The organism is Corynebacterium sp. MSK122 (assembly GCF_030229435.2).
GTDB classification, from domain to species: domain Bacteria; phylum Actinomycetota; class Actinomycetes; order Mycobacteriales; family Mycobacteriaceae; genus Corynebacterium; species Corynebacterium marquesiae.
On sequence record NZ_JASPHV020000009.1, the window covers coordinates 1 to 23,870 of the forward strand.

Consider the following 23,870-nt stretch of genomic DNA (forward strand, 5'->3'; position numbering starts at 1 on the left):
ATAGTGGTCAGGGTCTCGTGGGCTCGTAGATGTGTATAAGAGACAGGAAAAAGTCCACTAAGAAGTCTTAAGTTATTCTTGCACCATGAGTGAGCGTGGCAATGACTTCGTGGTGGTGGCCAACCGCCTGCCGGTAGATCTGGAGACTCGGCCTGATGGCAGCCATACCTGGACGCCCTCGCCGGGCGGTCTGGTCACCGCATTGTCTCCAGTCCTCGAATCACAACAGGGTTGCTGGGTGGGCTGGCCCGGTGTGGCCGATGCCGCACCAGAGCCTTTCCGCACCGATGCCGGCGTGCTGCTGCACCCGGTCAAGCTCACCGAGTCCGATTTCGAGGGCTTTTATGAGGGCTTTTCTAATGCCACCCTGTGGCCGCTCTACCACGATCTCATCGTCACCCCCACCTATGACCGCGATTGGTGGCACGCCTATCGCGAGGTCAACCTGCGTTTTGCAGATGAAGTAGCTGAAGTCGCCGCCGAGGGTGCCACCGTGTGGGTACAGGACTACCAGCTGCAGCTTTTACCTGGCATCCTGCGCCAGAAGCGCCCCGATCTCACCATCGGATTCTTCCTGCACATCCCCTTCCCTTCTGCCGATCTCTTCCGCCAGCTGCCCTGGCGCGAGGAGCTCGTGCGCGGCTTGCTCGGCGCGGATCTCATTGGCTTCCACTTGGAGGCCAATGCCCGCAACTTCTTGGAGCTTGCCCGCCGCCAGGGCCTCAACGTGGAAGGCGAGGCCAGCACCCGCGAGGTCACCGCGCATATTCGCCTGCCGCAGGGGCGCACCATTGGCGTGGGCGCCTTCCCCATTTCCATCGCCGCAAAGGACTTTGCCGCATTCACCGCGGAGGATGAAAGGGACGTCGCCAAGCTGCGCGAAGAACTGGGCTCACCCAAGCGCATCATCTTGGGCGTGGATCGCCTCGATTACACCAAAGGCATCCTGCAGCGGCTGACCGCCTTTGAGGAGTTACTGGACACCGGCGTGCTCGACCCGGAAGAGGTAGCACTGGTGCAGCTAGCCACGCCGTCGCGCGAGCGCCTCGACCACTACAAGGCCACCCGCTCCAAGGTGGAAGAAGCCGTTGGCCGCATCAACGGGCGCTTTGCCCGTGTGGGCCACCCGGTGGTCCACTACCAGCACCGGGGCGTGGCCAAGAGCCTCCTGCGCTGCTACTACCGCATGGCCGATGTCATGCTGGTGACCCCCTTCAAGGACGGTATGAACCTGGTGGCCAAGGAATACGTGGCCTGCCACGACGATGGCTCGGGCGCGCTGGTGCTCTCCGAGTTCGCCGGCGCGGCCGATGAGCTCAGCCAGGCCTACCTGTGCAATCCCTTCGATATCGAGTCCGTCAAGGCCGCCTTGCTCAATGCGCTCAAGGCGCTTGACGACGCCCCCTCCACCATGACCCAGCGCATGCTCACCATGCACCGGCAAGTCACCGAGCACGACGTGCAGCTATGGTCCCAGTCCTTCCTGGGCTGCCTGCGCCAAGCCGAAGAACAGGGGGCGGGCGCATGATGTCTCGCTTTCCCCGCCTGGCCGCAGCGCCCATTGCCGCAACCTGTGCCGCCGCACTACTGGCCGGCTGTGGCTCCAGCGACGAGGAACCGAAAGCCCCTGGCGATGAGCAGATCCTGGACAAACAGTGGCAGGTAGTCTCCATCAACACCACCCCGGATGCGGCCTCCACCATCCCGGAGTCCATTCCGCAGGCACCCACGTTGAGTTTTGGTGAATCCACGATGGTGGGCACCACCGGGTGCGCCCAAATGGTGGGCAAGGTGATCTATTCCGCCGATGATGAGCGCCAAAACATCCGGGAGGGCAACCGCCTCCACTTTGATGAGGTGGAGTTTGACGAGACCGCCGAAGATTGCCACGGCGCGTCCGTGTGGGCCGATAACCTGCTACGCAACCTGATTTCCGCGGACCACGATTTCCACTACACCGTCAATTCCAATAACCAGCTGGTCTTGGAACTGGTGACAGATGAGGTGGACTCGCCCTCTATCAAGCTGGTTTCCCTCGGCGGTTAGTTGCGTAGGCTGGAAGCCATGACGCTTTCAACCACCATCAAGGCCCTTGCCGCCGCCGAGCACCTCGCGGTGGTCTCGGATTTCGACGGCACGCTCTCCCCCTTCGCCACGGCTATCTATGAGGTCGAAATGAACCAGGAATCACTGAGCGCCCTGGATAAACTGGCCCACCTGCCGAATACCACCGCGGCCGTTCTCTCCGGCCGCCATCTCGAAGGTCTCCAGCGCGTGTGCCCGCTGCGCGAGCCCGTTCTCTTTGGCGGCTCCCACGGTGCCGAATCCTCCTGGGAGGAGACAGATCTGACCCCCGCGATGCGCGAGCACCTCGCCACCAAGGAAGCCGAGATTCGCGAGATCATGGAGCGCTTCCCCGGCGCGGATATCGAGGTCAAGCCCTTCCAGCGCGTGTTGCACCTGCGCGCGCTCGAGGATTCCGATCCAGAGGCTGCCGCCCAAGCTTATGAGGCCGGCCTCGCGCTCGATCCGGGCGGCTTCCCGCGCACGGCCGGCAAGTCCGTCGTGGAGTTCTCCGCCACCCAGGCCACCAAGGGCGCGTGGATTGAAAACCTGCGCGAGCGCACCGGAGCCACCGCCGTGGTCTTCTTGGGCGATGACGTCACCGACGAGGATGGCTTCCGCGCCCTGCACCAGCCACCAGACGTCGGCGTCAAGGTCGGCGAGGGCGATACGGCGGCCGTAGTGCAGCTTGCCGACGTCGACGCCGTCGCCCACTTCCTCACCGTACTCGCCGCCGCCCGCGCGGCCCATGTCGGCCGTCCCAACAACGGCGGCGCAGCCTAGCACAGCGCTGTGGAGTACAGCGCTCCTAGCGCGGCGGCGCCACCGTCCGCCCCGCCGCGAAGCTGGTCTGCAGCACGCGCCGTAGCACCGCAGTTTCGCTCGCGTCCGAACCCTCGGCGCCGGCGATGAGCTTAGCGAGCATGTGGCCGGCGGCCGCGCCTTTGGCTTTATTGGGTTGGACGATCGTCGTCAAGCCAAGGCGTTGCGCCGCATCAATGCCGTCGAAGCCGGTAACGGATAGCTCACCGGGAATGTCGATGCCCCGCTCGCGCGCATAGGTCATCACACCCAGCGCCATCGAGTCGGTGGTGCACAGGACGGCGGTGAGATCGGGGTGGGCGTCGAGAAGCAACTGCGCGGCCGCCCGCGTGGTGTGCGCATCGTTGATGTGCTGGGTGACCACGGGCACGGTCTCCGGCGCGATGCCCGCCCGCGCAAAGACGTCCATGGCCCCCATGACTCGGGCGCGCTGCACGTGCATATCGGCGCCCTGTAGCTCACCCCACGAAATGGGGCCATCGTGGCGCTCGCGTTTGAGGCGAATCGCCAGCACGCCAATCTTGCGGTGGCCGGCCTCCACCAGCGCGCGGGCGGCCGGGGCAATCGCCGCGCGGTCATCGATACCTACGAACGGCAGGCCCGAATCCGTTGGCTGATCGCAGACCACCACCGGCAGGCCGCGGCCGCGCGCCGCCTCCAAGTAGGCATCCCCCGCCGCCACAGAATAGACCACAAAGCCATCCACCGCGGCCGAGCCCACCAGGCTGGCCGCCTCCGCCTCGCCCTCCGGTCCGGCCGGGATGAGGGTGAGCGTGGTCTGCGCGCCGGCCGAGGCCTCTGCCATTCCAGCCAAGAAATCCACCGAGGCCATATCCTCGAAGGCATAAGAGAGGTGCTCGGTCAGCAGCACGCCCACCGAGCCCGCGCGACGGGTGCGCAGGCTGCGGGCCGTGGGGTCCGGCCCCGGGTACCCGCGCGCCTTCGCCGCCGCCAGGATGCGCTCGCGCGTTGCGGTCGAAAGCTGATCCGGTCGACTATAGGCATTGGATACCGTCGTGCGCGAAACACCCAGCTCGGCGGCCAGCGAGGCCAGCGTCTTGCGGGTGGGGCTGCGTTTCACCATGACCGCCAGCATACCCCGCGGCCGTATTTTCAATACATATTCAATTGACAATGGTTCCCATCAAACGCACACTGGAAACTATGCATACCTCACTTCGCGCATCCGCAGCCCTCCTCGCGGCCGGTGGCCTCTTGCTGACCGCCACCGCCTGCTCTTCCGACTCCGAGGACTCGGCCGCCGAGCCGGGCGCCCAGAAGAAAATCTCCATCGTCGCGTCCACCTCCATCTGGGCCGACGTCGCCCAAGCCGTGGCCGATACTGCCTCCGGCGTGGACATCGAGGTCAAGCCCATCGTCGAAGGCAACGGCGTCGACCCGCACCACTTCGAGCCTTCCGCGGCCGATATCGCCAAGGCCGAGGACGCGGACCTGCTCGTGGTCAACGGCGGCGGCTACGATTCCTGGATTTACCAGGCCGTCTCCGACCAGGACAACATCATCTCCGCCCTGCCGCTCACCGACCACGGCAAGCTGGCCGATGACCCCAATGTCGTGACCATCGACGCCGCCAAGGCCACCGCCAAGAAGGACCCGGAGAAGGTCACCAACATCGAGGGCAACGAGCACATCTGGTACGACCCAGCGGCGCTTGACGAGGTCGCAGGAAATATCGCTGACCAGATCAACGAGCTCAATACCGATGCTAATGCCAGCACCGAGCGCGTGGATTCCCACGTCGACCGCCTGCGCGACAAGCTCAAGGAGCTGCCGGGCGACCTCTCCTACGCGCAGACCGAGCCGATTGCGGATTACATCATGAAGTACACCTCCGGCAAGGACGTCACCCCTGAGGGCTACCGCAAGGCCACCATCTCCGAGGGCGAGCCCACCGCGGCCGACCTCGCCGCCTTCACCAAGGCGATTAAAGAGGACAAGGTAGACCTGCTTATCTTTAACCCACAGACCGAAACCGATACCGCCGGCCGCATCAAGTCCGCCGCGGAGGATGCGGACGTCTCTATCGTCGAAATCGGCGAGACCCCGCCGGATGGCAAAGAATTCTGGACCTACTATGACGAGGTCACCGATTCCCTGGGGCAGCTCTAGTGCTCATCCATTTTCATGACGCAGCGGTTGCCCCGCTGTGGTCCAGCCTTAACCTCGCCGTTGACCGCGGCGAGTTTATCGCCGTTTTGGGCCCCAATGGCGTGGGCAAATCCACCCTGCTCGGCACCATCTTGGGCACCCGCAAGCTCACGGCCGGCAGCGTCGACGTTAACTGCCGCGTGGGCTTCATCCCACAGCAGCGCATGTTCCCGGCCGACTTGCCCCTGCGCGCCCGCGACTTAGTCTCGCTCTCACTGGCACACGGCGCTTTCCGACGCCGCCGCCCGCCCCGCCGCCGCGTCGACGAGCTCCTCGCCGAGGTGGGCGCCACTGGCCTACGCGACCGCCGCGTCGGCCAGCTTTCCGGCGGCCAGCAGCAGCTCATCCGCCAAGCCCAAGCGCTGGCCAATGACCCCGAGCTCATCCTCGCCGATGAGCCGCTGCTCTCGCTCGACCCGGCGCGCCAGCAAGACACCGTGGACAAGCTGGATGCGCTGCGCCGCGAGCGTGGCACTTCCATTATCTTTGTCACCCATGGCATCAACCCCGTACTCGGGGTGACCGATAAGGTGCTCTACCTCGCCCCTGGCGGCCATACCTTCGGCACGGTGGATGAGGTCATGCGCTCCGATGTCCTTTCCGAGCTCTACGGTTCCAAGGTCAACGTTCTAAACGTCGATGGGAGGCTTATCGTTGTCTAGCTTTATGGAAGACACCCAGTACCTTCTCAGCGTGGATTTTGTGCAATCCTCGCTCATCGCCTCCGCACTGCTGGGCATCCTGTCCGGCGTGATGACCTCGCTCATCGTGCTACGCCAGATGTCTTTTTCCGTCCACGCCACCTCCGAACTCGCGCTCATGGGTGCCTCGGCCGCGCTTCTCTTCGGTCTCAACCTAGGCTTTGGCGCCGTGGCCGGTGCCATCGTCGCCGCCATTATCCTCGCCGTGCTGGGCTTTAAGGGCCAGCAAGACAGCGCCATCGGCGTGGTCATGAGCTTTGGCTTAGGCCTCTCGGTCCTGTTTTTGCACCTCTACCCTGGAAACGCGAATACCGCGATGACGCTTTTGACCGGCCAGATCGTCGGCGTATCTTCCGCCTCGGTCTGGCTTCTGGCCGCAACCACCGTAATCATCCTCGCCGCCGTCGCCATCCTATGGCGGCCCATGCTCTTCGCCTCGGCCGACCCGGTCATGGCCCAAGCGGCCGGCGTGCCCACCCGCTTCATATCCGTCGCCTTCGCCGTACTCGTAGGCTTGGCAGCCGCACAGTCGGTACAAATCGTCGGCTCGCTGCTCGTCATGGCGCTGCTCATTACCCCGGGTGCGGCGGCCGTGCAGATTACCTCCTCGCCCCTGCGCGCGGTCATGTGGGCCACCATCTTTGCTGAGGTCTCGGCCGTCGGCGGCTTTGTCTTGTCGCTCGCGCCCGGCCTGCCGGTCTCGGTTTTCGTCACCACGATTTCTTTTGTCATTTACCTGGTGTGCCGCCTCATTGGCTGGCAGCGAAATAAAAAGGCGGTGCGCGACGAGGTCGCCGCTAGGCGCTTCCACGCCGACTGCCACAGCACCGCCGAGGAGCACCACGCCGACTAGACTGGACGGCTATGCACGTACACCGCCGCACCGCGGATGTGGATGGCCGCACCCGCCGCTTCCTCGTCATCGCGCCGGATAACCCCGGCCCGCGCCCGGACCTCTTGCTCTTCTTCCACGGCTCGCTGCAGTCCGGCAGCGTGATGCGCCGCTTTACTAACGGCACCTTCGACAAGCTTGCCGACGCCACCAATACCGTCCTCGTCTACCCCGACGGCGTCGACCGCCATTTCAACGATTGCCGCAGCATCCTGCCCGTCACCGCCCGCGCGGAGAACGTGGACGACGTTGCCTTCGCCGCCTTCCTCGTCGAGGAGATGCGGCGCGAATTCGGCACCGCCCGTACCTTTGCCTGCGGCTACTCCAACGGCGGGCAGATGGTGCTCCGCTTGCTTTTCGACGCCCCCTTTAGCCTCACCCGCGCTTGCATCTTCGCCTCCACCCTGGGCGAGGGCGATAACCACGCGCCCAGCAACCCGGCCGGCTACCGGCCCACGCCGCTGCTGTTTTTCCACGGCACCGCCGACCCATACGCGCCATACGAGGGCGGGGTCGCCGGGCTGGACGCCGAGCGCACCCGCGGCCGCGTGCTTTCCGCGCCGGCCACCGCCGAGCACTTCGCACTGGCCAATGCCTGCCAGCCACCCCGCGACTACCACCCCACCGCGGATGTCACCGCCACCGCATACGACGGCGATTTCCCCGTCGAGCTGTGGACCATGAAGGGCCTCGGCCACGTGATTCCCTCTAGCATGAAAACCGACCCACGCATAGGCCCAAATACGGATTCCTTCCGCGCTGTGGATAAGGTTCGCGAGTTCTTCGGCCTCGACGACGCCCAGGCCTAGTTATCCACACCCGCACCCAACGCACCGCGCGCCGGCTTGCACCCGCACTTAACGTGTGGAGCCGTGAACGCGCTACAGAAATTCTTGACAGGCCTGGCCGCCGGCATGGACATTATCGCCGACTGCCACGGCCTTACTAAGCGCGCGCTTATCGACGCCGGCTGCCCCGACACCACCGCCGCCCGCCTCCTTGCCCTCGCCGCTACCTACTTCGGCCCCACCGCCTTTAGCCGCCTCCAGCGCGAAACCGCCGCCGCAGCCCGCACCAACGAGCACAGCCTCACCGCGCTGCTGGCCATCGAGCGCCACGCCACCAAGCTGAAAAATAAGCGCCAGGCCTGGGCGCTGCGGCGGGAGCTATGTGGGATGAAGGGGGATGCGTCGGACGTCGATAAGCAGGGGCGCAAGCGCGTGCGTGAGATTAAAGGCCCGCCGCAGCGCACACCCGGTGTCAAGCTCTATCGTCGCGCCGATGGCCCCTGGACCATGACAATTACCGGCAAATCTGCGGACATCGCGGATATGCACGCCGCGCTTGATAAGGACGCCCCGCTCGATTCGGTGCGCAAGATTTTCCAAGGCACCGCCGCAACTTCCCCGGCGGTCGTGACCACCAATGTGGTGCTGCGTCTAGACGAACTCGACCGTGTCGTCGACACCGCGGGCGATGACATCACCCTGCAGCTCACCAATGGTGCCCGAATGACCGGCGCGGACTTGGTGCGCCGCGCATTTACCGCGCACGGCTACGTCACCTTGATCCACCCCGTGAAGGGCCCGGTAAACCTGTACCGCAGCGAGCGGCTCGCCTCGCCGAAGCAGCGCACGATGGCCGCCGCGGAAAATCCCACCTGCCCGTGGCCGCAGTGCAACTGCCCCGCCGATGAGTGCCAGGTCCACCACCTCACCGCGTGGCGCCACGGCGGCGAAACAAACCTCGAAAATCTCACCATCGCCTGCCCGTATCACAATGGCGTCAACGACGATGACCCCAACGCTCCGCCGCTACGCGGCCGCCTAGCCCGGGTAAATGGCACCATTAAGTGGCTGCCGCCCTGGGCGGAAAACGGCTAGAGACTACTGGGCCGCGCGGCGCTGGCGTGCGAATTCGGAGAGCACGGAGCCGGCCGCGACGGAAGCATTGAGGGACTCGACCCAGTCCGTCATCGGGATGGACATGATGACGTCACAATTCTCGCGCACGAGGCGGGAGATGCCCTTGCCTTCGGAACCAATGACGATCACCACGGGATCCGTCGCGCCGTTATAAGTATCCAGCGTGTGCTCGCCGCCGGCATCCAGTCCGACGACCTGGTAGCCACTCTTTTGGAATTGCTGCACGGCGCGGGTGATATTCGTCGCGCGGGCAACCGGCAGGCGCGCCGCCGTGCCGGCCGAGGTACGCCACGCCACGGCGGTTACGGAGGCGGAACGGCGCTCAGGAATGATGACGCCATCGCCACCGAAGGCTGCCACGGAGCGGATGACCGCGCCGAGGTTGCGCGGGTCGGTGATGTTATCCAAGATGACGAACATGCCGGGGCGTGCGTTCTCGGCCGCACGGGCGATGAGCTCATCGACGTCGGCGTACTTATACGGCGGGATCTGCAACCCGATGCCTTGGTGCATGCCGTTTCCGGTCATGCGGTCCATCTCGTGGCGCTGCACCTCGATGATGGGGATATTGCGGGTATTGCACATGGCCACGGCCTCGGACAGCCGCTTGTCGTTGCGGGTACCGGCCACGATGTAGAGCGTGGTAGCCGGCACCTTTGCGTGCAGACACTCGATGACCGGGTTACGGCCCACGACCATCTCGGCGGTCTCCTTCTGGTGGCGGCCGGAATTGCGGCGCTCGCGTTCCAACTTGGCCTTGTGCTTGGCGTGGTAGATGCGGTCCTCTGCCTTGGGCGTCGGGCCCTTACCGGCCAAGCCCTTGCGGCGCTGGCCGCCGGAGCCCTTGGTTGCGCCCTTCTTATTGGTCTTGCGGATTCCCGCGCCACCGCGGCCGTGGGTACGTGCCATAATTTATGTCCTTTCGGAGTGCTTAACGCTGCGCCAGCGACCAGGTCGGGCCGTCTGGGGTATCGGTGATGGTGATGCCGGCGGCCGCGAGGCGGTCTCGGACGGCGTCGGCAGTAGCGAAGTCCTTGTCCGCGCGCGCCTGGGTGCGCCGCTCCAGCTCAGCTTGTACCAGCGCATCCAGCGCGGCATCCGCCCCGCTAGCTTGCGCTCCATCTTCCCACTCCAGCGGGTCAAAGCCAAGTACGTGCGCCATCGCGCGGACCTGGCCAGCCAGCGTGCGCGCCTCGGCCTCATTGCCGGTCGCGAGCGCCTTATTACCGGCTCGGACGGTGGTGTGGATTTCCGCCAAAGCTTTAGGCACACCGATGTCATCATTCATCGCGTCTGCAAAGCCCTGCGTCCACTCGCCCAGCTCTAGATCATCGAAGTGAGCGAGGAAGTCCTCGATGCGGCGGTAGCCAGCGGCGGCCTCGGTCAGCGCTGCCTCGGAATACTCCAGCACGGAGCGGTAGTGTGCCGAGCCCAGGTAGTAGCGCAGCTCTACCGGGCGCACCAGCTCCAGCATATTCGGGATCGAGAGCACGTTGCCCAACGACTTCGACATCTTCTCGCCCGACATCGTCACCCAGTGGTTGTGCATCCAGTAGTTGGCGAACTTATCGCCGGCCGCATGCGACTGCGCGATTTCGTTCTCGTGGTGCGGGAACTGCAGGTCTAGGCCGCCGCAGTGGATATCGAAATTAGAGCCCAAGTAATAGGTGGACATGGCCGAGCACTCTAGGTGCCAGCCAGGGCGGCCGTCGCCCCACGGGGTAGGCCAGCTGGGCTCGCCCGGCTTCGCGGCCTTCCACAGGGCAAAGTCCTGTGCGCCGCGCTTGGCGGAATCCTCGCCTTCGCCCTGCTCCATTTCCTCTACCTTGTTGCCGGACAGCGAACCGTAATCAGATCCTTCGGCCTTGGTCCAGGCGGCGACATCGAAGTAGACGGAGCCGTCGGCGGGGTAGGCAAAGCCGGCGTCGATAAGCCGCTGCATATAGTCGACCATCTGGGTGACAAAGCCGGTCGCACGCGGCTCAACCGAAGGCGGGATGACGCCCAGGGTGTTATAGGCCTTAGTGAACTCGCGCTCATAGGTGGACACCCACTCCCACCAGGGACGATTATTCTCGGCCGCCTTGGTGAGGATCTTGTCATCGATATCAGTGACGTTGCGCACCAGGGCTACGTCATAGCCTTGGGCGAGCAGCCAGCGGCGCAGGATGTCGAAGGCGACGCCGGAGCGCAGGTGCCCGATGTGCGGCTGGGCCTGCGGGGTGGCGCCGCACAGATAGATGGAAGCGTGGCCGGGGCGAATCGGCTCGAAATCGCGTTGGCTGCGGGTGGCTGTGTCATAAATGCGCAAAGTACTCACGCCACCCAGTCTAATTGACGCGTGCACTGGAGTCGCTGACTAGCCCTAGCTGGGATCAGCAACCACAAAACCTAGGCTTCGCAGAGTCGCGGCCGCTACGTAGGGGTTATCAGCAACTGCGGCAGCAAGCTGTGTCTCCAGCCACTCCTGACGGCTTGCGTGTAGCGCTCCCTCCCAACCAGGACGAGCATGAAATCCGCACTCTTTAAAAAGGAATGAAGAATATTCCTCTACCGAAACTCTAAACCGGCTGCCCCCGACAGGAAAATGGATGTCTTCGATCCGACCTTTCTTTCGGGAATTTTTCATACCAAAGAAATTCTTCATCAGTGCGGGGCTCAATAACCCTGCGACGCCAGAATGATGAATGTGAGCTGTAGGCGCACCCTTATTGTCGCGCTCGTATTCAAACCTCACTCCAGGCGCGGTGCCAACACGAAGTTCGAATTTGCTGGACTTGATACTCAAATCCCGTCCGTTTCGTGACGGTGTGGTGTGAAACCGGACGACAGATTCAAATAGGACGCTAAATTCCACCAGTCGTGAAAGCTCCATAGCCCCAGCGCCATAGACCAATGGGACGTGCAGGTGCAATTTGTAGACGTGGTCAAAGAATTTCTCAGTTTCCCGTTGAACCTGACTCATCATGGGAAGCTGCCCACTCTAGCTATCAAGAAGCAGTTCGACGCGACGCAGTTCGTCATAGAGGCCGCGCTCTTCTGGGGAAAGACGACCAGCGGCAGCTAGATCGCTAAGTTCCTCAGTGGTCAACGGACCACCGGCGGCATCACAAAAAACATGCATTAGTTCTTCGCGCCGCCTCCGCAAAGACCGCGTATCAGTAACACGCATTTTCAAAGTCATGCCATCCTCCTGCCACGACCTTACTTCAGCTGAGGCTAGGCGCGCCAGACGACGGCCGTGGCAACCGCCGCACGGCCCTCCTTACGGCCGGTGAAACCTAGGTGGTCCGTCGTCGTGGCAGAGACGGACACGGGGGCACCGAGGATCTCGCCCAACACAGCCTCGGCCTCTGCGCGGCGCGGGCCCATTTTGGGGGTTTGGCCGATAAGCTGCGCGGCGGCATTGCCGATGATGAACCCTTCGGATTCGAGCAATTCCCGGCATTCGCGCAGCAGTTTCGCTCCGGATACGCCGTCGTATTCGGGCCGGCCGACGCCCACGAAAGAGCCGAGGTCGCCGAGGTGGGAGGCGGATAAGAGGGCGTCGACAAGCGCGTGCGCTACCACGTCCCCATCGGAGTGGCCCTCGCAGCCATCCACGTCCTCGAAGAGCAGGCCGGCGATCCAGCAGTCCTTGCCGGCCTCGATCTGGTGGGCGTCGGTGGCGATGCCAACGCGCGGGATAATCGGGTTAGTCATGGGTCTCCTCGGTCAGGGCGTGGGCCAGGGTGAGATCGATGGGCGTGGTGATTTTGAACGCCAGGGTATCGCCCGGCACGGTCGCTACGCGCTCGCCGTGCCATTCCATGAGGCTGGCGTCATCCGTGGCGGTAAATTCGGGCTGCTGGGCCCAATAATCGAGGTTGGCCTGGCGCAGCGCGGACAGGCGGAAGGCCTGCGGGGTTTGTACGGCGCGCAGGCGGGAGCGGTCGGGCGTGCTCACCACGGCGTCGGCCGCGACTTCCTTGATGGTATCGGCCACGGGAACCACGGGCACGGCCGCGGGGGCGCCTTCGAGCACACGCTTGGCGACGTCCCGCACCATCGCCGGCGGGGTCAGCGCCCGGGCCGCATCGTGGATGAGTACCACGGCGTCATCGTCGGGGATTGCCTGGAGTCCGGCCCACACGGAATCGGCGCGCTCGCTGCCGCCGTGCACGAGGCGGATAGGCGCGGCGTTTGTAGCGCTTTTTGCGCCTGCGGTGTCGATGCGGCCGATTATGCGGGCGGCCTCGGGCTCCATGTCTGGGCTGACCAGCACAATAACCTCATCGACTACGCTGGAGGCCAGCAGCGCGCGCACGGAGCGCTCGAGGAGGGTGCGCCCGCGCAGCTCGACATAAGCCTTGGGCACCTCAGCACCGAGGCGGGTGCCCTGGCCGGCGGCCGCGATGAGCGCGATGACGCGCGGTTTAGTCTTCGTCGTCGAAGGAGAGGTCATCGAGATCGATGTCGTTGTCGATATCGGTGGTGATGGACTTATCGTCTACCAATCCGGCCGCGCGGTGGCGCTCGATGGTGGCATCGATCTCTTCCATCATGGTGTCGGCCTTCTTCTCATCAACCGGCTTGGCCAGCGCGAGCTCGCCCACCAGGATGGTGCGGGCCTTGCCCAGCATGCGCTTCTCGCCGGCCGAGAGGCCACGGTCCTGGTCGCGACGCCACAGGTCGCGAACGACCTCGGCGACCTTATTGATATCGCCGGAGGCCAAGCGCTCCTGGTTAGCCTTATAACGGCGGGACCAGTTGCCAGCCTCTTCAACGTCCTCGTCACGCAGCACGGAAAAGACCTTTTCCAGGCCCTCCTTGCCCACGACGTCGCGCACGCCGACGTTATCGGCGTTCTTGATGGGCACGCGGACGACTAGGTCGGACTGGTTGATGTGTAGCACCAGGTATTCCAGCGTCTCGCCACCCATCTCGCGGGTCTCGATATCCTCGATGACGGCCGCACCGTGGTGCGGGTAGACGACGACCTCGCCGACCTTATACTCCATTGCCACTCCTTGTTTCCCGTTTTATCCCGGTTGACTAAGGCCGTCATTTTATCACGAGCGGCCGCCCCGCCTGCGGATACCCCCGTATACCCCCACGGTCTACCCGCCCGGTTTGGGACAAACTGTGTACTTTAATGCGAAAGGGACTAGGCTAAAGCGTTGACAAGCCCTGTGATCGCAATTGATGGAGGATGCTCAACGTGCAGTCCCTGAAGTCCGCCGCCCGCCGCGGTGCCATTATTTCCGTTACCGCCGTCTCCGCTCTGGCGCTGGCTTCTTGCTCGGCGGGTCAGGTCACCCAGACCGCCGATAAGGTGGCTGCGGTCGATGGCGCTTCTGCAAGCACGGATGATAACAAGGTTGCTGTTCGCGATGTCACCATCTTGGTGGAGCCGGATGGCAGCGCAGCGTTGAAGTTTAGCGCGGTCAACCAGGGCTATGACACCGACGTCGTCTCCTTGGAGTCCGTAAAGGTCGACGGCCAGCGCGTAGAGATGGACAAGGCTCAGCCGCTGCACCGCGACCAGTCCATCATCGCGGATTCCCAGAAGAACTTGGACGCCACCACCCAGCAGGATTCCGAGAGCGTCCAGTACATCGCCACCAAGCTGAAAAACGATGACTTTGGCTATGCCGGCGACCGCCCAGTTACCTTCGAGTTCTCCAATGGTTCCGTCGACGTGGACGCCACCATTGCCGCCACCCAGATGCAGTCCGGCGAATTCGACCGCGACGTCGAGTCCGCTGAGGGCTACTCCGAGACCCCGAAGAACTAAGCCGCAGCGCTTCCGCCCCCAGCCTCCCTTTCCGGGCTGGGGGCGTTTATGTGTTTTAGGCTAGAAGCTATGGCCAAGAAATCTCGCCCCATCCATACCTGTTCCGAATGCGGCTACGTCTCGCCGAAGTGGCTGGGGCGCTGCCCCGACTGCGGGTCCTGGGGCACGTTGGAGGAAAGGGCGCCGGTGGTGGCGGGGCCGGGGACTGCGGGGGCGTCGGCAAGCAAGGGCGTAGCGCCGTCGAGCCCGGCGCAGCCGATTACCAAGATTGGGGCGCAGGCGACAAAGACGGTGCGCACCGGCATCGGCGAGCTCGACCGTGTGCTAGGAACTGGCATCGTGCCCGGCTCAGTGGTGCTCATGGCCGGCGAGCCGGGCGTGGGCAAATCCACGCTGCTGCTGGAAGTAGCCTCGCGGTGGGCCCAGCTCGGCCGTACCGTGCTCTATGCGACGGCCGAGGAATCCGCCGGCCAGGTCCGCTCCCGCGCCGAACGCACCGGCGCCCTCCAGGAATCGCTGTACTTGGCGGCCGAGTCCAACTTGGATGCGGTCTTTGGGCACGTGGATAAGCTCAAGCCGAGCCTCATCATCGTCGATTCGGTGCAGACCATGCACGCCGTGGGCGTAGAGGGCGTATCCGGTGGCGTGGCGCAATCGCGCGCGGTGACAGCCGCGTTGACCTCCCTGGCGAAGTCCACCGGCATTCCGGTGCTGCTGGTAGGCCACGTGACCAAGGATGGCAACGTGGCCGGCCCGCGCGTGTTGGAGCATCTTGTCGACGTCGTCTTAAACTTCGAGGGCGACCGCCAATCCAGCCTGCGTATGCTGCGCGGTATTAAGAATCGCTTTGGCGCCACCGACGAGGTGGGCTGCTTTGAGCAGACGGCCGGCGGCATTCGGGAAGTTGCAGACCCCTCAGGGCTCTTCCTTTCGCACCGCGGCACGACGCCGGATGGCTCGGCCGTGACGGTCGCGATGGACGGCGTGCGGCCGATCCTGGCGGAGGTGCAGGCGCTCACCGTGGACCCAGTGGCGAAGAACCCACGGCGCGTGGTGACCGGGCTAGATTCCAACCGCGTGCCGATGGTGCTCGCGGTGCTGCAGGCGCGCGCGGGCCAACGCACCAACGATAAGGATGCTTATGTCGCCACGGTGGGTGGCATGCGGATTACGGAAACCGCCACGGATCTGGCGGTGGCGCTGGCAACGTGGTCCTCGCTGCACGAGCAGCCGCTGCCGGCCAAGACGGTGGTCATCGGCGAGGTGGGCCTGGCCGGAGAGTTGCGGCCGGTGCCCAATGTGGAGCGGCGCTTGATGGAGGCCGCGCGGCTGGGCTATAAGAACGCGATTGTCCCACGCGGGGATATCGAGCCGGTCGAAGGCATGCAGGTGCGCCAAGTGGCGACGCTGGGGCAAGCCATCGCCGCGGTGTCGGGGTAGCGCCTAGCGCAGGGTGAAGTCCTGCGGCGGGGAGGAGTTATCGCCGATGACGGTGTGGGCGAAGTAGGCCCCAGGTTCGGCCACGGGGCGGTCGGTACACTCGCCCGGCTTGGAAGCCTGGCGGGACCACTCGGCCTCGAATTTCACGTCCCTGCCGGCCGGGAAAGTCTGCGAGCCGGTCTGCACGGAGGCATAGCAATCCGTATCGGACCACACGCGCTCGTTGTCGGCCATCTTATAGACCTCGAAGCGCAGCAGGTTCTTGTCTAGGTCGATCTTGCAGTCCGCGGCCGTGGGGTTGGTGACCGTCATAAAGAACTTCGGCAGCTCGCCTTCCGGCACGGAGTAGTTCAGCATGGAGGTGCGCACCTGGAGGTCCGCGAGATCGCAGGTCTTCTTGGCTGCTTCGGAGCTTGCAGGCGCAGCGCTCGACGGCTCACTTTCGGCCGCCTTGCTTTCCGATGCCCCCTCGGACGCGGCGTCTGCAGCCGTCTCCGAGGCAGCCTCGGAGGTCTCCGGGGCGGCAGAAGACGAGGTCTGCTCCGGCGTGGGCGCAGGGGCGGCGGTATCGGCCGACTCATCGCTGCTGCCCCCGAAGGCGGCCACGGCCGCCCAGATCAGCACCACGGCCAGCACGAGCACGATGATGAGCGCCGCCACGCGGCGGCGCTTGTAGATCTCTTCAGGTAGGGGCTTTTTCTGCGTCACGCTGTCAATTTTAAGCGGTGGGTGCGGGCCGGTGCGCTAAGCCGGCGCCGCGTGTCAGGCTGGGTTATTCCACCCCGAAGGTCTGCAGGGTTTCCACGCTGGAGTCCTCCAGCAGGTAGCGCGCGCCGACAACGCCCAAGGCGCCCTCGTCCAATAGGCGGCGCACGTTGGGCACGCTGGCCACCAGCTGGGCGACGGTCTGGCGGGTGTGTTCCCGCTCGACGTCGTCAGTCGTGGCCTTAGGACCTGCCACCAGGGCGGAGGCGGCGACCTTCTCGATAATGGGTCGCTGCAGGCCGGTGGGTAGATCGCCGCCGGCCACGAAACCGGTAGCCGCGCCCACCGCGCCACAAGATTGATGGCCGAGGACCACCAGCAGGTTGGGTTTGAGGGCGGCGAGGGCGTAGTCGAGGGAGGCTACGACGGCGTCGTCAAGAATGTGGCCCGCGGTGCGGATGACAAAGGCATCGCCGAAGCCGATATTGAAAACGTGCTCGATAGGGGCGCGGGAATCGGAACAGGAAATGACCACCACGCGGGGATCCTGGCCGTGGGTTAGACCCTCGCGGTTATAAATCTCGCGCACGTCGACGGTCTCGCCGTCCAGCACGCGCTGATTTCCCGCCTTAAGGGCCTCCCATACGGCCTGCGGTTCGTGGGCAACATTACGTAAAGGCATAGGCCACATTCTAATGCCCTAGACTATCTCCCACGATGGATTCGCAAGCTCTTCTTTCCTGGTTCGATGCCAATGAACGCGACCTGCCGTGGCGCCGGCCTGGCACGAGCGCGTGGGGTGTGCTGCTCAGCGAGGTCATGAGCCAGCAAACCCCGGTCGCGCGCGTGGCTCCGGTGTGGGAGGAATGGATGCGGCGCTGGCCCACCCCGGCTGACTTTGCCCAGGCCACCCGGGCGGAGGTACTGCGTGCCTGGGGCAAGCTGGGCTATCCGCGGCGTGCGCTGCGCCTGTGGGAGTGCGCGGCGGCCATTGGCGAGGGTGAAGTGCCGGCGGACGTCGATAAGCTGCTGCGCCTGCCGGGCATCGGTGACTACACCGCGCGCGCCGTGGCGTGCTTTCACTTTGGGATAAACGTGCCCGTGGTCGATACCAATGTGCGCCGGGTGTATGCGCGCGCGGAGGACGGTAGGTTCTTGGCGCCGCAGCCGTCGAAGCGGGAATTAGCGGCCGTGGCGGAGCTGTTGCCGGCCGAGAATGGGCCGCGTTTTTCGGCCGCGCTCATGGAATTGGGAGCGCTGGTGTGCACGGCGAAGAATCCTTCCTGCGAGCAGTGCCCGCTGCGCGCAAGCTGTGCGTGGCAGCTCGCTGGCCGGCCGCAGCCCAGTGCAGAGGAGCAGGCACGGGCGAAAAAGCGTGTGCAAAAATTCGTCGGCACGGACCGGCAGGTGCGCGGCAAGATTCTGGACGTGCTGCGCGCGGCGGAGCGGCCGGTGCCGCAGTCCGAGATTGACGTGGTCTGGCCCGATGCGGCACAGCGCTCCCGGGCGTTGGCTTCGCTGCTTGCCGACGGCCTCGCCGAGCAAAACGACGCCGGCCTGTTCCACCTACCCATTTAGAGGGTTAATAATGGCCGGCTATAATCGCAGGTCGCGATCCAGGGAGTGTGTTCTGGTTAACGCCAGCGGCCGCGGAAATTGAATCCGCCCGGCAGGTTCACCCACATGCCGCCGCGGGAATTAAAGGTGACCGGCCCTACCTTGGTAGACATCGACGCACCGGATCCGGAGACGTTGATCCAGCTATTCTTGCCGGTCTTTTTTCTTGAACGATACTGAAGTCCCATAAGCATTTATTTTAGCAATTCCACTTCCACCGTTCCTACTGCGCAGTAGGTTTTGGGCATGGAAAAGATTTGTATGAGACTCCTCACAATTTGTTCACTAATCCTCGGGTCGCTCCTCCTACCGCCGGCCGCGAATGCGGCAGTAACCTCGACCTGGCCTTCGCCGCACGTGCTCGATGGCGTCGGTCGCGGGCAGGTATTCACGTATGACACCACTACGGATGATGGTCGGCCGATTCAGGCCTCGGCAACCTTATACGAGCCGAATACACCGTGGCGCGGCAAAGGCGAGCGGCCCACCATCATCTTCGCGCCTGGTACCCGCGGCGCAGGCGACCAGTGCGCGCCGTCGCGTGCCGGCATGGGCCTGGGTTCGGTAGGGCTGAGCAAGGTCGGCTCCCCCACCATCAACGCGAACTACGAGTACGGCTTCTACATGGGTGCGCTCCAGCATGGTGCCCGAGTCATCGTGGCAGACCTCATCGGCCTTGGCATGCCAGGGCACCACACCTACGTCAATCACATTGAAGAAGCACACGCCATGCTTGATGCCGCCCGCTCCGGCCTAGAGCTGGCGCGCGCTCCAAAGGATGCCCCTATTGGGTTTGCGGGCTATTCGCAGGGCGGCGGAGCCTCGTTGGCCGCCGCGGAATTCGCCGATTCTTATGCACCCGAGCTGAACGTGGCCGGTACCTACTCCGGCGCCCCTCCGGCCGACCTACCAAAGGTGATGAAGGCCATCGACGGCTCCTCCATCGTCCATGTGCTGGGCTACGCCATCAACGGCTTTGCTGAGCGCGACCCCAAGTTCCGCGATGCGGTCCTAGAAGAGCTCAATCCACGCGGCATTGATTTCCTGCGTTCGGCAGCCACCAGCTGCACGGGTGACTCCATCCTCATGTGGGGCTTTAGCAATACCCGCCAACTCACCCGCACCGGGGAATCGCTATCCGAGCTCGTAGAGCGCAAGCCTGTCATCAAGGAAACCTTGCTGCGGCAGAATCAGGGCAAGCACCCGCTCAGGGGCCCAGCGATGATCGCCAGCTCGCCGCACGATGACCTCATCCCGCACGAGCAAGTTCGGTCTACAGCGGGGGCGTACTGTCAGATGGGCGGGACCGTGGACTTCATGGCCGCGCCTGGTACCGCAACGATTCCGGGCGCCGGCGCCGATCACGCGTTGCCGCTATACGTTAATATCCCGGTGGGCTTGAAGTATCTCTTTGACCGCTTCGACGGGAAACCGGCGCCGTCGAATTGTGCGGGCTAGGCGACGTCCAGAAGCTCCAAACCGCACACAACGCAAGACCACCCAGCCTCGCAGAAAGCGAGATGCTGGGTGGTCTTAACTCGTGTTCCTGTTTACATCGGCTGGCCGGCGCCTGCTGGCGGCGGGTTGTGGCCGTCGTCATCGGAGTCGGAACCGGAGCCGGACTCTAGGTCGGTTCCGGCGGCGGTGGAGCCGCCATCGCCCGGAACGTCCGGGGTGATGATGTCGGGCTCGCCGACATCGGTGGAGTCGGCGTCGTTTTCGCGCACCTCGGCGTCGTCAAGCTGTGGCTCCTCAGTATCCTCCGGCAGAGGCTTCGGGCGTGGGCTGAAGGTGAACTTCGCGCCCGTATTGTCCTTGGACTCGCCGTCCCAGCCTTCGACGTCGACGGTGATGATCTCACCGGCGCCGATTTCGCCGAAGAGGATCTTCTCGGAGAGCTGATCCTCAATCTCGCGCTGAATGGTGCGGCGCAGCGGACGAGCACCCAATACTGGGTCGAAGCCGCGCTTAGCCAGCAGGTCCTTGGCCTTCTGCGTGAGCTCGATGCCCATATCGCGCTCATCCAGCTGCTTGGCCACGCGGCCGATGAGTAGCTCGACCATCTCCACAATCTGCTCCTGGGTGAGCTGGTGGAAGACGACGATGTCATCGATACGGTTCAAGAACTCTGGGCGGAAGTGCTTCTTCAGCTCGTCGTTGACCTTCTGCTTCATCCGATCATACTGAGCATCCGCATCATTCTCGGAGGAGCCGGTAAAGCCCAAGCCCACCGGTTTCGAGATGTCCTGCGTGCCCAGGTTCGAGGTGAAGATGAGAACGGTGTTCTTGAAGTCGACGACACGCCCCTGGCCGTCGGTAAGGCGGCCATCTTCCAGCACCTGCAGGAGGGTGTTGTAGATCTCCTTGTGGGCCTTCTCGATCTCATCGAAAAGCACAACAGAGAACGGCTTGCGGCGAACCTTCTCGGTCAGCTGGCCACCCTCTTCGTAGCCAACGTATCCCGGAGGGGCACCGAAGAGGCGGGACGCGGTGAAGCGATCGTGGAACTCACCCATGTCGATCTGGATGAGGTCATCATCCGAACCGAAGAGGAAGTTAGCCAGGGACTTCGACAGCTCGGTCTTACCCACACCGGACGGGCCGGCGAAGATGAAGGAGCCGGATGGACGGCGCGGATCCTTGAGGCCTGCACGGGTGCGGCGGATGGCGCGGGAGACGGACTTGACCGCCTCGTCCTGGCCAATGATGCGCTTGTGCAGCTCCTCTTCCATGTTGAGCAGACGGTTGGATTCCTTCTCCGTCAGCTTTAGTACAGGGATGCCGGTCCAGTGCGCCAGAACCTCGGCGATCTGATCCTCGCCTACCTCGGCGATCTCCTCAAGGTCGCCAGAGCGCCATTGCTTTTCCTTCTCTGCGCGCTCCTCGCCCAGCTTGCGCTCCTTATCGCGCAGGCCGGCTGCCTTCTCAAAGTCCTGGGCATCGATGGCCGCTTCCTTTTCCTTGCGGACCTCAGCGATGCGGTCATCGACCTCACGCAGGCCCTTCGGCGCGGTCATGCGCTTGATGCGCATACGAGCGCCAGCCTCATCAAGGAGGTCAACGGCCTTATCCGGCAAGAAACGGTCATTGATGTAGCGATCCGAGAGGGAAGCTGCAGCATGCAGCGCCTCATCGGTGTAGGACACGCGGTGGTGCGCCTCGTACTTATCGCGCAGGCCCTTCAGGATCAAGAAGGTGTCATCCAGGGAAGGCTCGTCCACCTTGACTGGCTGGAAGCGGCGCTCCAGGGCCGCATCCTTCTCGATGTGCTTGCGGTATTCCTCAAGGGTCGTAGCACCGATGGTCTGCAGCTCGCCACGAGCCAGCTTCGGTTTGAGCAGCGAGGCGGCATCGATGGCGCCTTCGGCAGCACCAGCACCAACCAGGGTGTGGATCTCATCGATGAACAAGATGATGTCGCCGCGCTGGTTAATCTCCTTGAGCACCTTCTTCAGGCGTTCTTCAAAGTCACCGCGGTAACGGGAGCCAGCAACCAGGGAGCCCAAGTCGAGCGAGTAAAGCTGCTTGTCCTTAAGGGTCTCTGGAACCTTGCCATTGACGATGTCGAGCGCCAAGCCCTCGACGACGGCGGTCTTACCAACGCCCGGCTCACCGATGAGGACCGGGTTATTCTTCGTGCGGCGAGACAGCACCTGCATGATGCGCTCTACCTCGGACTCACGGCCGACGACCGGATCGAGCTTGCCGTCCTTAGCGGCCTGGGTGAGGTTGCGGCCGAACTGGTCGAGCACCAGGGAATTGGAACGCTCGCCGGAACCGCCGGAGCCACCACGGCCGCCCGCGCCGGCACCAGCACCCGCGCCGACCGGACCGGAGCCCTGGCCGTTGGAGGAACCACCCTCCTGCTGGCCGCCCTCATAACCGGACAGCAGCTGGATAACCTGCTGACGCACACGCGGCAGGTCGGCACCAAGCTTGGTCAGCACCTGGGCGGCAACGCCGTCGCCCTCACGAATGAGACCCAACAGCAAGAACTCAGTACCGATGTACTTGTGTCCCATCTGCAGGCCTTCGCGCAGGGAAAGCTCCAAGACCTTCTTGGCGCGTGGGGTAAAGGGGATGTGGCCGGTGTGTGGCTGGCTGCCCTGGCCGATGATTTCCTCGACCTCGCGGCGGACATCCTCCAGGGAGATACCCATGGATTCCAGCGCCTTGGCGGCTACGCCTTCGCCCTCATGAATAAGGCCGAGCAGGATGTGCTCGGTGCCGATGTAATTGTGGTTAAGCATGCGTGCTTCTTCCTGCGCCAAAACGATGACGCGGCGAGCACGATCGGTAAACCTCTCGAACATGATTCCCCTATACTTTCGCTTCTAATGTGATACCCACTCTAACGCGGCAGTCCGCCGATAATTTCCGGTTTTGTTCCCAGATGCCCGCAATACCGCCAGAATCCACCATATGCGCAGCTCACACGGGTGTACGCCGGTAGCGAACAGGGGCATGGGCATGTAATCTAGAATCGTTTTATCGTTCCCTGTCCCTCCCCACTATTAAAGGACGTCGCGACCGTGCCCCAGCTTCCTGAGTTCTTTGCCACCCAGCACAACCTGCACGAATTGGCCGTGTTGGATGAGGCTCCATCGTCTATCCTCTTTGCGGTCGAAGATGGAACCACACACCAGCAGCTAAGCGTGGAAATCTTCGCGCCGGAAATTACCGGTGTGGTGGACAAGTCCACGGCACTGCATGGGTTGCGCCACCCAGCCATCGCGCCGCTGGTGGGCACGGGCACCACCGCGGACGGGCAGGAATTCATCGTGCGCGAAGGGGCTTCCGGGACCCAGCTTTCTGAGCTGCCCAGTACTCTCAGCCGCGAGGAGGCTGCCGACGTCTTTGGTCCGCTGGCGGGTGCGGTGGACTTCTTAGTGTCGCGTAATCGGGCTGATTTTGCGGTGCATGGGCTAAGGGAGGCCCGGGTGGGCGTCGATAAGCAACGCCAGGTTTCAGTACTGGCTGCGGCCGGTCCGTCCGGCGAAGAGCACGGCGATGCAGTGGCGGCGTTTGAAGAGCTCATTGCCCGCAAATGCCCAGAATACAAGCCTACTGGCACGGCGGAGAGCGCCAAGGATGTGGTGGCTCAACTGCGCCCGCAGCGCGAATTCGATACAGCGCAGATTCCGCGCGTGCAGGAGCCAGAGCCGCGCCCTCAGCAGCAGTTCGCCCCGCCGCAACAACCGCAGCCGCAACCGATGGCCCAACCCATGGCACCCGCCCCGAAGAAGAAGGGCAAGGGCGGGCTCATTGCGCTCATCACGGTGCTGGCGGTGGTCGCGATTGCTGCTGCGGCCGCGCTGTGGTTCTTCCTGTCCTACCCCAGCTGGAATGATAAGGAGCAAAACCTCGCGGATGCGTATCCGGACTTGGTGGGCTCCCGCAGCGGCCAGGACGGCTTCGATGGGGCTAAGTGCTCCTCGCGCGAGCCGGAACCTGGCCAGGAGGCCAAGATTTCCTGCGTGGGCGATGGGTTCAACTACATCGTGACCTACTACCCCAGCGTGGAGGAGCGCGATGCCATGCTTCCCGACGCCGAACCGGTCGAGCTTTCCAATGATCAGTGCACCATCCAAAGCTTTGAGACCACCGCGGATGTTCCGACCTACGTGATGGCCGTGGAAGGCACCCAGTCCGCATTCCTGGTGTGGGGCGATAAGGCTGAAGAGGAGCGGCTGAACCTGCCGCTGTGCGCCTCTTAACTCGCGCCCGAAAGTTAAAGGCCCGCTGGTGCGGGCCTTTAT

Annotated in this window: 25 protein-coding genes; 13 read left to right on the forward strand and 12 right to left on the reverse strand. The window is 63.8% G+C overall.

What is annotated here, in order from left to right:
* The first annotated feature begins 85 nt into the window (after positions 1-85).
* The 3 genes from QP934_RS05245 to otsB are packed head-to-tail and all read left to right on the forward strand — an operon-like array spanning position 86 to position 2,847.
* The gene (locus tag QP934_RS05245; protein ID WP_340419067.1) at positions 86-1,528 is read left to right on the forward strand and encodes a trehalose-6-phosphate synthase; all 1,443 of its coding nucleotides are present in this window, start codon (positions 86-88) and stop codon (positions 1,526-1,528) included.
* Positions 1,525-2,046 (forward strand): hypothetical protein, encoded by a 522-nt coding sequence (locus QP934_RS05250; protein ID WP_198492049.1) that lies wholly within the window; start codon positions 1,525-1,527, stop codon positions 2,044-2,046. Before QP934_RS05245 ends, QP934_RS05250 begins: the two co-directional genes overlap by 4 nt.
* A gap of 18 nt (positions 2,047-2,064) precedes the next feature.
* The gene (gene otsB, locus QP934_RS05255; RefSeq protein ID WP_340419066.1) at positions 2,065-2,847 is read left to right on the forward strand and encodes a trehalose-phosphatase; all 783 of its coding nucleotides are present in this window, start codon (positions 2,065-2,067) and stop codon (positions 2,845-2,847) included.
* A gap of 25 nt (positions 2,848-2,872) precedes the next feature.
* Here otsB and QP934_RS05260 read toward each other — a convergent pair whose 3' ends face one another.
* On the reverse strand, positions 2,873-3,970 hold the full coding sequence (locus tag QP934_RS05260) for a LacI family DNA-binding transcriptional regulator (protein WP_337887608.1): 1,098 nt from the start codon (positions 3,968-3,970) through the stop codon (positions 2,873-2,875).
* 50 nt (positions 3,971-4,020) lie between these two features.
* Between QP934_RS05260 and QP934_RS05265 the strand changes: the two genes are divergently transcribed.
* From QP934_RS05265 to QP934_RS05285, 5 genes are all read left to right on the forward strand, one after another.
* The gene (locus QP934_RS05265) at positions 4,021-5,016 is read left to right on the forward strand and encodes a metal ABC transporter solute-binding protein, Zn/Mn family (RefSeq protein ID WP_419126977.1); all 996 of its coding nucleotides are present in this window, start codon (positions 4,021-4,023) and stop codon (positions 5,014-5,016) included.
* A complete protein-coding gene (locus QP934_RS05270; RefSeq protein WP_337888662.1) occupies positions 5,016-5,717 on the forward strand; it encodes a metal ABC transporter ATP-binding protein in 702 nt (233 codons plus the stop codon). Before QP934_RS05265 ends, QP934_RS05270 begins: the two co-directional genes overlap by 1 nt.
* Positions 5,695-6,609 carry a metal ABC transporter permease gene (locus QP934_RS05275; RefSeq protein WP_419126978.1) on the forward strand — a complete coding sequence of 305 codons (915 nt, stop codon included), beginning with the start codon at positions 5,695-5,697 and terminating at the stop codon, positions 6,607-6,609. Before QP934_RS05270 ends, QP934_RS05275 begins: the two co-directional genes overlap by 23 nt.
* 11 nt (positions 6,610-6,620) lie before the next feature.
* Positions 6,621-7,457, forward strand: a complete 837-nt coding sequence (locus QP934_RS05280) for a hypothetical protein (RefSeq protein WP_340419063.1) — start codon at positions 6,621-6,623, stop codon at positions 7,455-7,457.
* Between the two features lie 63 nt (positions 7,458-7,520).
* Positions 7,521-8,531, forward strand: a complete 1,011-nt coding sequence (locus QP934_RS05285) for an HNH endonuclease signature motif containing protein (protein WP_419126979.1) — start codon at positions 7,521-7,523, stop codon at positions 8,529-8,531.
* 3 nt (positions 8,532-8,534) lie between these two features.
* Here QP934_RS05285 and rlmB read toward each other — a convergent pair whose 3' ends face one another.
* From rlmB to QP934_RS05320, 7 genes are all read right to left on the reverse strand, one after another.
* Positions 8,535-9,482, reverse strand: a complete 948-nt coding sequence (gene rlmB, locus QP934_RS05290; protein WP_419126980.1) for a 23S rRNA (guanosine(2251)-2'-O)-methyltransferase RlmB — start codon at positions 9,480-9,482, stop codon at positions 8,535-8,537.
* A 22-nt stretch (positions 9,483-9,504) separates the two neighbouring features.
* Entirely contained in the window at positions 9,505-10,893 is a 1,389-nt protein-coding gene (gene cysS / locus QP934_RS05295; protein ID WP_419126981.1) for a cysteine--tRNA ligase, read from the reverse strand.
* A 45-nt stretch (positions 10,894-10,938) separates the two neighbouring features.
* Positions 10,939-11,541: a hypothetical protein gene (locus QP934_RS05300; protein WP_419126982.1), complete on the reverse strand. Its 603-nt coding sequence runs from the start codon at positions 11,539-11,541 to the stop codon at positions 10,939-10,941.
* Between the two features lie 15 nt (positions 11,542-11,556).
* Positions 11,557-11,697 (reverse strand): hypothetical protein, encoded by a 141-nt coding sequence (locus tag QP934_RS05305; protein WP_161798931.1) that lies wholly within the window; start codon positions 11,695-11,697, stop codon positions 11,557-11,559.
* A gap of 95 nt (positions 11,698-11,792) precedes the next feature.
* On the reverse strand, positions 11,793-12,275 hold the full coding sequence (gene ispF / locus QP934_RS05310) for a 2-C-methyl-D-erythritol 2,4-cyclodiphosphate synthase (RefSeq protein ID WP_198492058.1): 483 nt from the start codon (positions 12,273-12,275) through the stop codon (positions 11,793-11,795).
* A complete protein-coding gene (ispD, locus tag QP934_RS05315) occupies positions 12,268-13,017 on the reverse strand; it encodes a 2-C-methyl-D-erythritol 4-phosphate cytidylyltransferase (RefSeq protein ID WP_419126983.1) in 750 nt (249 codons plus the stop codon). The genes ispF and ispD overlap by 8 nt, the downstream gene beginning before the upstream one ends.
* Positions 12,989-13,573 carry a CarD family transcriptional regulator gene (locus QP934_RS05320; protein ID WP_005325718.1) on the reverse strand — a complete coding sequence of 195 codons (585 nt, stop codon included), beginning with the start codon at positions 13,571-13,573 and terminating at the stop codon, positions 12,989-12,991. The genes ispD and QP934_RS05320 overlap by 29 nt, the downstream gene beginning before the upstream one ends.
* Positions 13,574-13,764: 191 nt before the next feature.
* On the opposite strand from QP934_RS05320, the gene QP934_RS05325 reads away from it, so the two are divergent.
* Together QP934_RS05325 and radA are read left to right on the forward strand one after the other, a co-directional pair.
* The gene (locus tag QP934_RS05325; RefSeq protein ID WP_419126984.1) at positions 13,765-14,349 is read left to right on the forward strand and encodes a hypothetical protein; all 585 of its coding nucleotides are present in this window, start codon (positions 13,765-13,767) and stop codon (positions 14,347-14,349) included.
* 69 nt (positions 14,350-14,418) lie between these two features.
* The gene (gene radA, locus QP934_RS05330) at positions 14,419-15,789 is read left to right on the forward strand and encodes a DNA repair protein RadA (protein ID WP_419126985.1); all 1,371 of its coding nucleotides are present in this window, start codon (positions 14,419-14,421) and stop codon (positions 15,787-15,789) included.
* Between the two features lie 3 nt (positions 15,790-15,792).
* Here radA and QP934_RS05335 read toward each other — a convergent pair whose 3' ends face one another.
* Positions 15,793-16,497, reverse strand: a complete 705-nt coding sequence (locus QP934_RS05335) for a hypothetical protein (RefSeq protein WP_419126986.1) — start codon at positions 16,495-16,497, stop codon at positions 15,793-15,795.
* Between the two features lie 64 nt (positions 16,498-16,561).
* Complete coding sequence (locus tag QP934_RS05340) at positions 16,562-17,176, reverse strand: carbonic anhydrase (protein WP_419126987.1); 615 nt, start codon at positions 17,174-17,176, stop codon at positions 16,562-16,564.
* Between the two features lie 35 nt (positions 17,177-17,211).
* Here QP934_RS05340 and QP934_RS05345 point away from each other — a divergent pair, with 35 nt between their 5' ends.
* Positions 17,212-18,072, forward strand: coding sequence for an A/G-specific adenine glycosylase (locus QP934_RS05345; protein WP_049377888.1), 861 nt, complete (start codon positions 17,212-17,214; stop codon positions 18,070-18,072).
* Between the two features lie 56 nt (positions 18,073-18,128).
* Here the strand turns inward: QP934_RS05345 and QP934_RS05350 are convergent, their stop codons facing one another.
* Complete coding sequence (locus tag QP934_RS05350; RefSeq protein ID WP_080970400.1) at positions 18,129-18,299, reverse strand: DUF4236 domain-containing protein; 171 nt, start codon at positions 18,297-18,299, stop codon at positions 18,129-18,131.
* Positions 18,300-18,372: 73 nt separating this feature from the next.
* Between QP934_RS05350 and QP934_RS05355 the strand changes: the two genes are divergently transcribed.
* Positions 18,373-19,569, forward strand: a complete 1,197-nt coding sequence (locus QP934_RS05355; RefSeq protein ID WP_419126988.1) for a lipase family protein — start codon at positions 18,373-18,375, stop codon at positions 19,567-19,569.
* A 92-nt stretch (positions 19,570-19,661) separates the two neighbouring features.
* On the opposite strand, the gene QP934_RS05360 is transcribed toward QP934_RS05355, so the two are convergent.
* Positions 19,662-22,424, reverse strand: a complete 2,763-nt coding sequence (locus tag QP934_RS05360) for an ATP-dependent Clp protease ATP-binding subunit (protein ID WP_419126989.1) — start codon at positions 22,422-22,424, stop codon at positions 19,662-19,664.
* 219 nt (positions 22,425-22,643) lie between these two features.
* Between QP934_RS05360 and QP934_RS05365 the strand changes: the two genes are divergently transcribed.
* A complete protein-coding gene (locus tag QP934_RS05365) occupies positions 22,644-23,828 on the forward strand; it encodes a serine/threonine protein kinase (RefSeq protein ID WP_419126990.1) in 1,185 nt (394 codons plus the stop codon).
* Positions 23,829-23,870 lie beyond the last annotated feature (42 nt).

Coding starts and splice junctions, on each gene's coding strand:
- QP934_RS05245 (WP_340419067.1), top strand. CDS start 86: ATGAGTGAGCGTGGCAATGACTTCGTGGTGGTGGCCAACCGCCTGCCG.
- QP934_RS05250 (WP_198492049.1), top strand. CDS start 1,525: ATGATGTCTCGCTTTCCCCGCCTGGCCGCAGCGCCCATTGCCGCAACC.
- otsB (WP_340419066.1), top strand. CDS start 2,065: ATGACGCTTTCAACCACCATCAAGGCCCTTGCCGCCGCCGAGCACCTC.
- QP934_RS05260 (WP_337887608.1), bottom strand. CDS start 3,970: ATGGTGAAACGCAGCCCCACCCGCAAGACGCTGGCCTCGCTGGCCGCC.
- QP934_RS05265 (WP_419126977.1), top strand. CDS start 4,021: ATGGTTCCCATCAAACGCACACTGGAAACTATGCATACCTCACTTCGC.
- QP934_RS05275 (WP_419126978.1), top strand. CDS start 5,695: ATGGGAGGCTTATCGTTGTCTAGCTTTATGGAAGACACCCAGTACCTT.
- QP934_RS05280 (WP_340419063.1), top strand. CDS start 6,621: ATGCACGTACACCGCCGCACCGCGGATGTGGATGGCCGCACCCGCCGC.
- rlmB (WP_419126980.1), bottom strand. CDS start 9,482: ATGGCACGTACCCACGGCCGCGGTGGCGCGGGAATCCGCAAGACCAAT.
- QP934_RS05300 (WP_419126982.1), bottom strand. CDS start 11,541: ATGATGAGTCAGGTTCAACGGGAAACTGAGAAATTCTTTGACCACGTC.
- QP934_RS05305 (WP_161798931.1), bottom strand. CDS start 11,697: ATGCATGTTTTTTGTGATGCCGCCGGTGGTCCGTTGACCACTGAGGAA.
- ispF (WP_198492058.1), bottom strand. CDS start 12,275: ATGACTAACCCGATTATCCCGCGCGTTGGCATCGCCACCGACGCCCAC.
- ispD (WP_419126983.1), bottom strand. CDS start 13,017: ATGACCTCTCCTTCGACGACGAAGACTAAACCGCGCGTCATCGCGCTC.
- QP934_RS05320 (WP_005325718.1), bottom strand. CDS start 13,573: ATGGAGTATAAGGTCGGCGAGGTCGTCGTCTACCCGCACCACGGTGCG.
- QP934_RS05325 (WP_419126984.1), top strand. CDS start 13,765: ATGCTCAACGTGCAGTCCCTGAAGTCCGCCGCCCGCCGCGGTGCCATT.
- radA (WP_419126985.1), top strand. CDS start 14,419: ATGGCCAAGAAATCTCGCCCCATCCATACCTGTTCCGAATGCGGCTAC.
- QP934_RS05340 (WP_419126987.1), bottom strand. CDS start 17,176: ATGCCTTTACGTAATGTTGCCCACGAACCGCAGGCCGTATGGGAGGCC.
- QP934_RS05345 (WP_049377888.1), top strand. CDS start 17,212: ATGGATTCGCAAGCTCTTCTTTCCTGGTTCGATGCCAATGAACGCGAC.
- QP934_RS05350 (WP_080970400.1), bottom strand. CDS start 18,299: ATGGGACTTCAGTATCGTTCAAGAAAAAAGACCGGCAAGAATAGCTGG.
- QP934_RS05355 (WP_419126988.1), top strand. CDS start 18,373: ATGAGACTCCTCACAATTTGTTCACTAATCCTCGGGTCGCTCCTCCTA.
- QP934_RS05360 (WP_419126989.1), bottom strand. CDS start 22,424: ATGTTCGAGAGGTTTACCGATCGTGCTCGCCGCGTCATCGTTTTGGCG.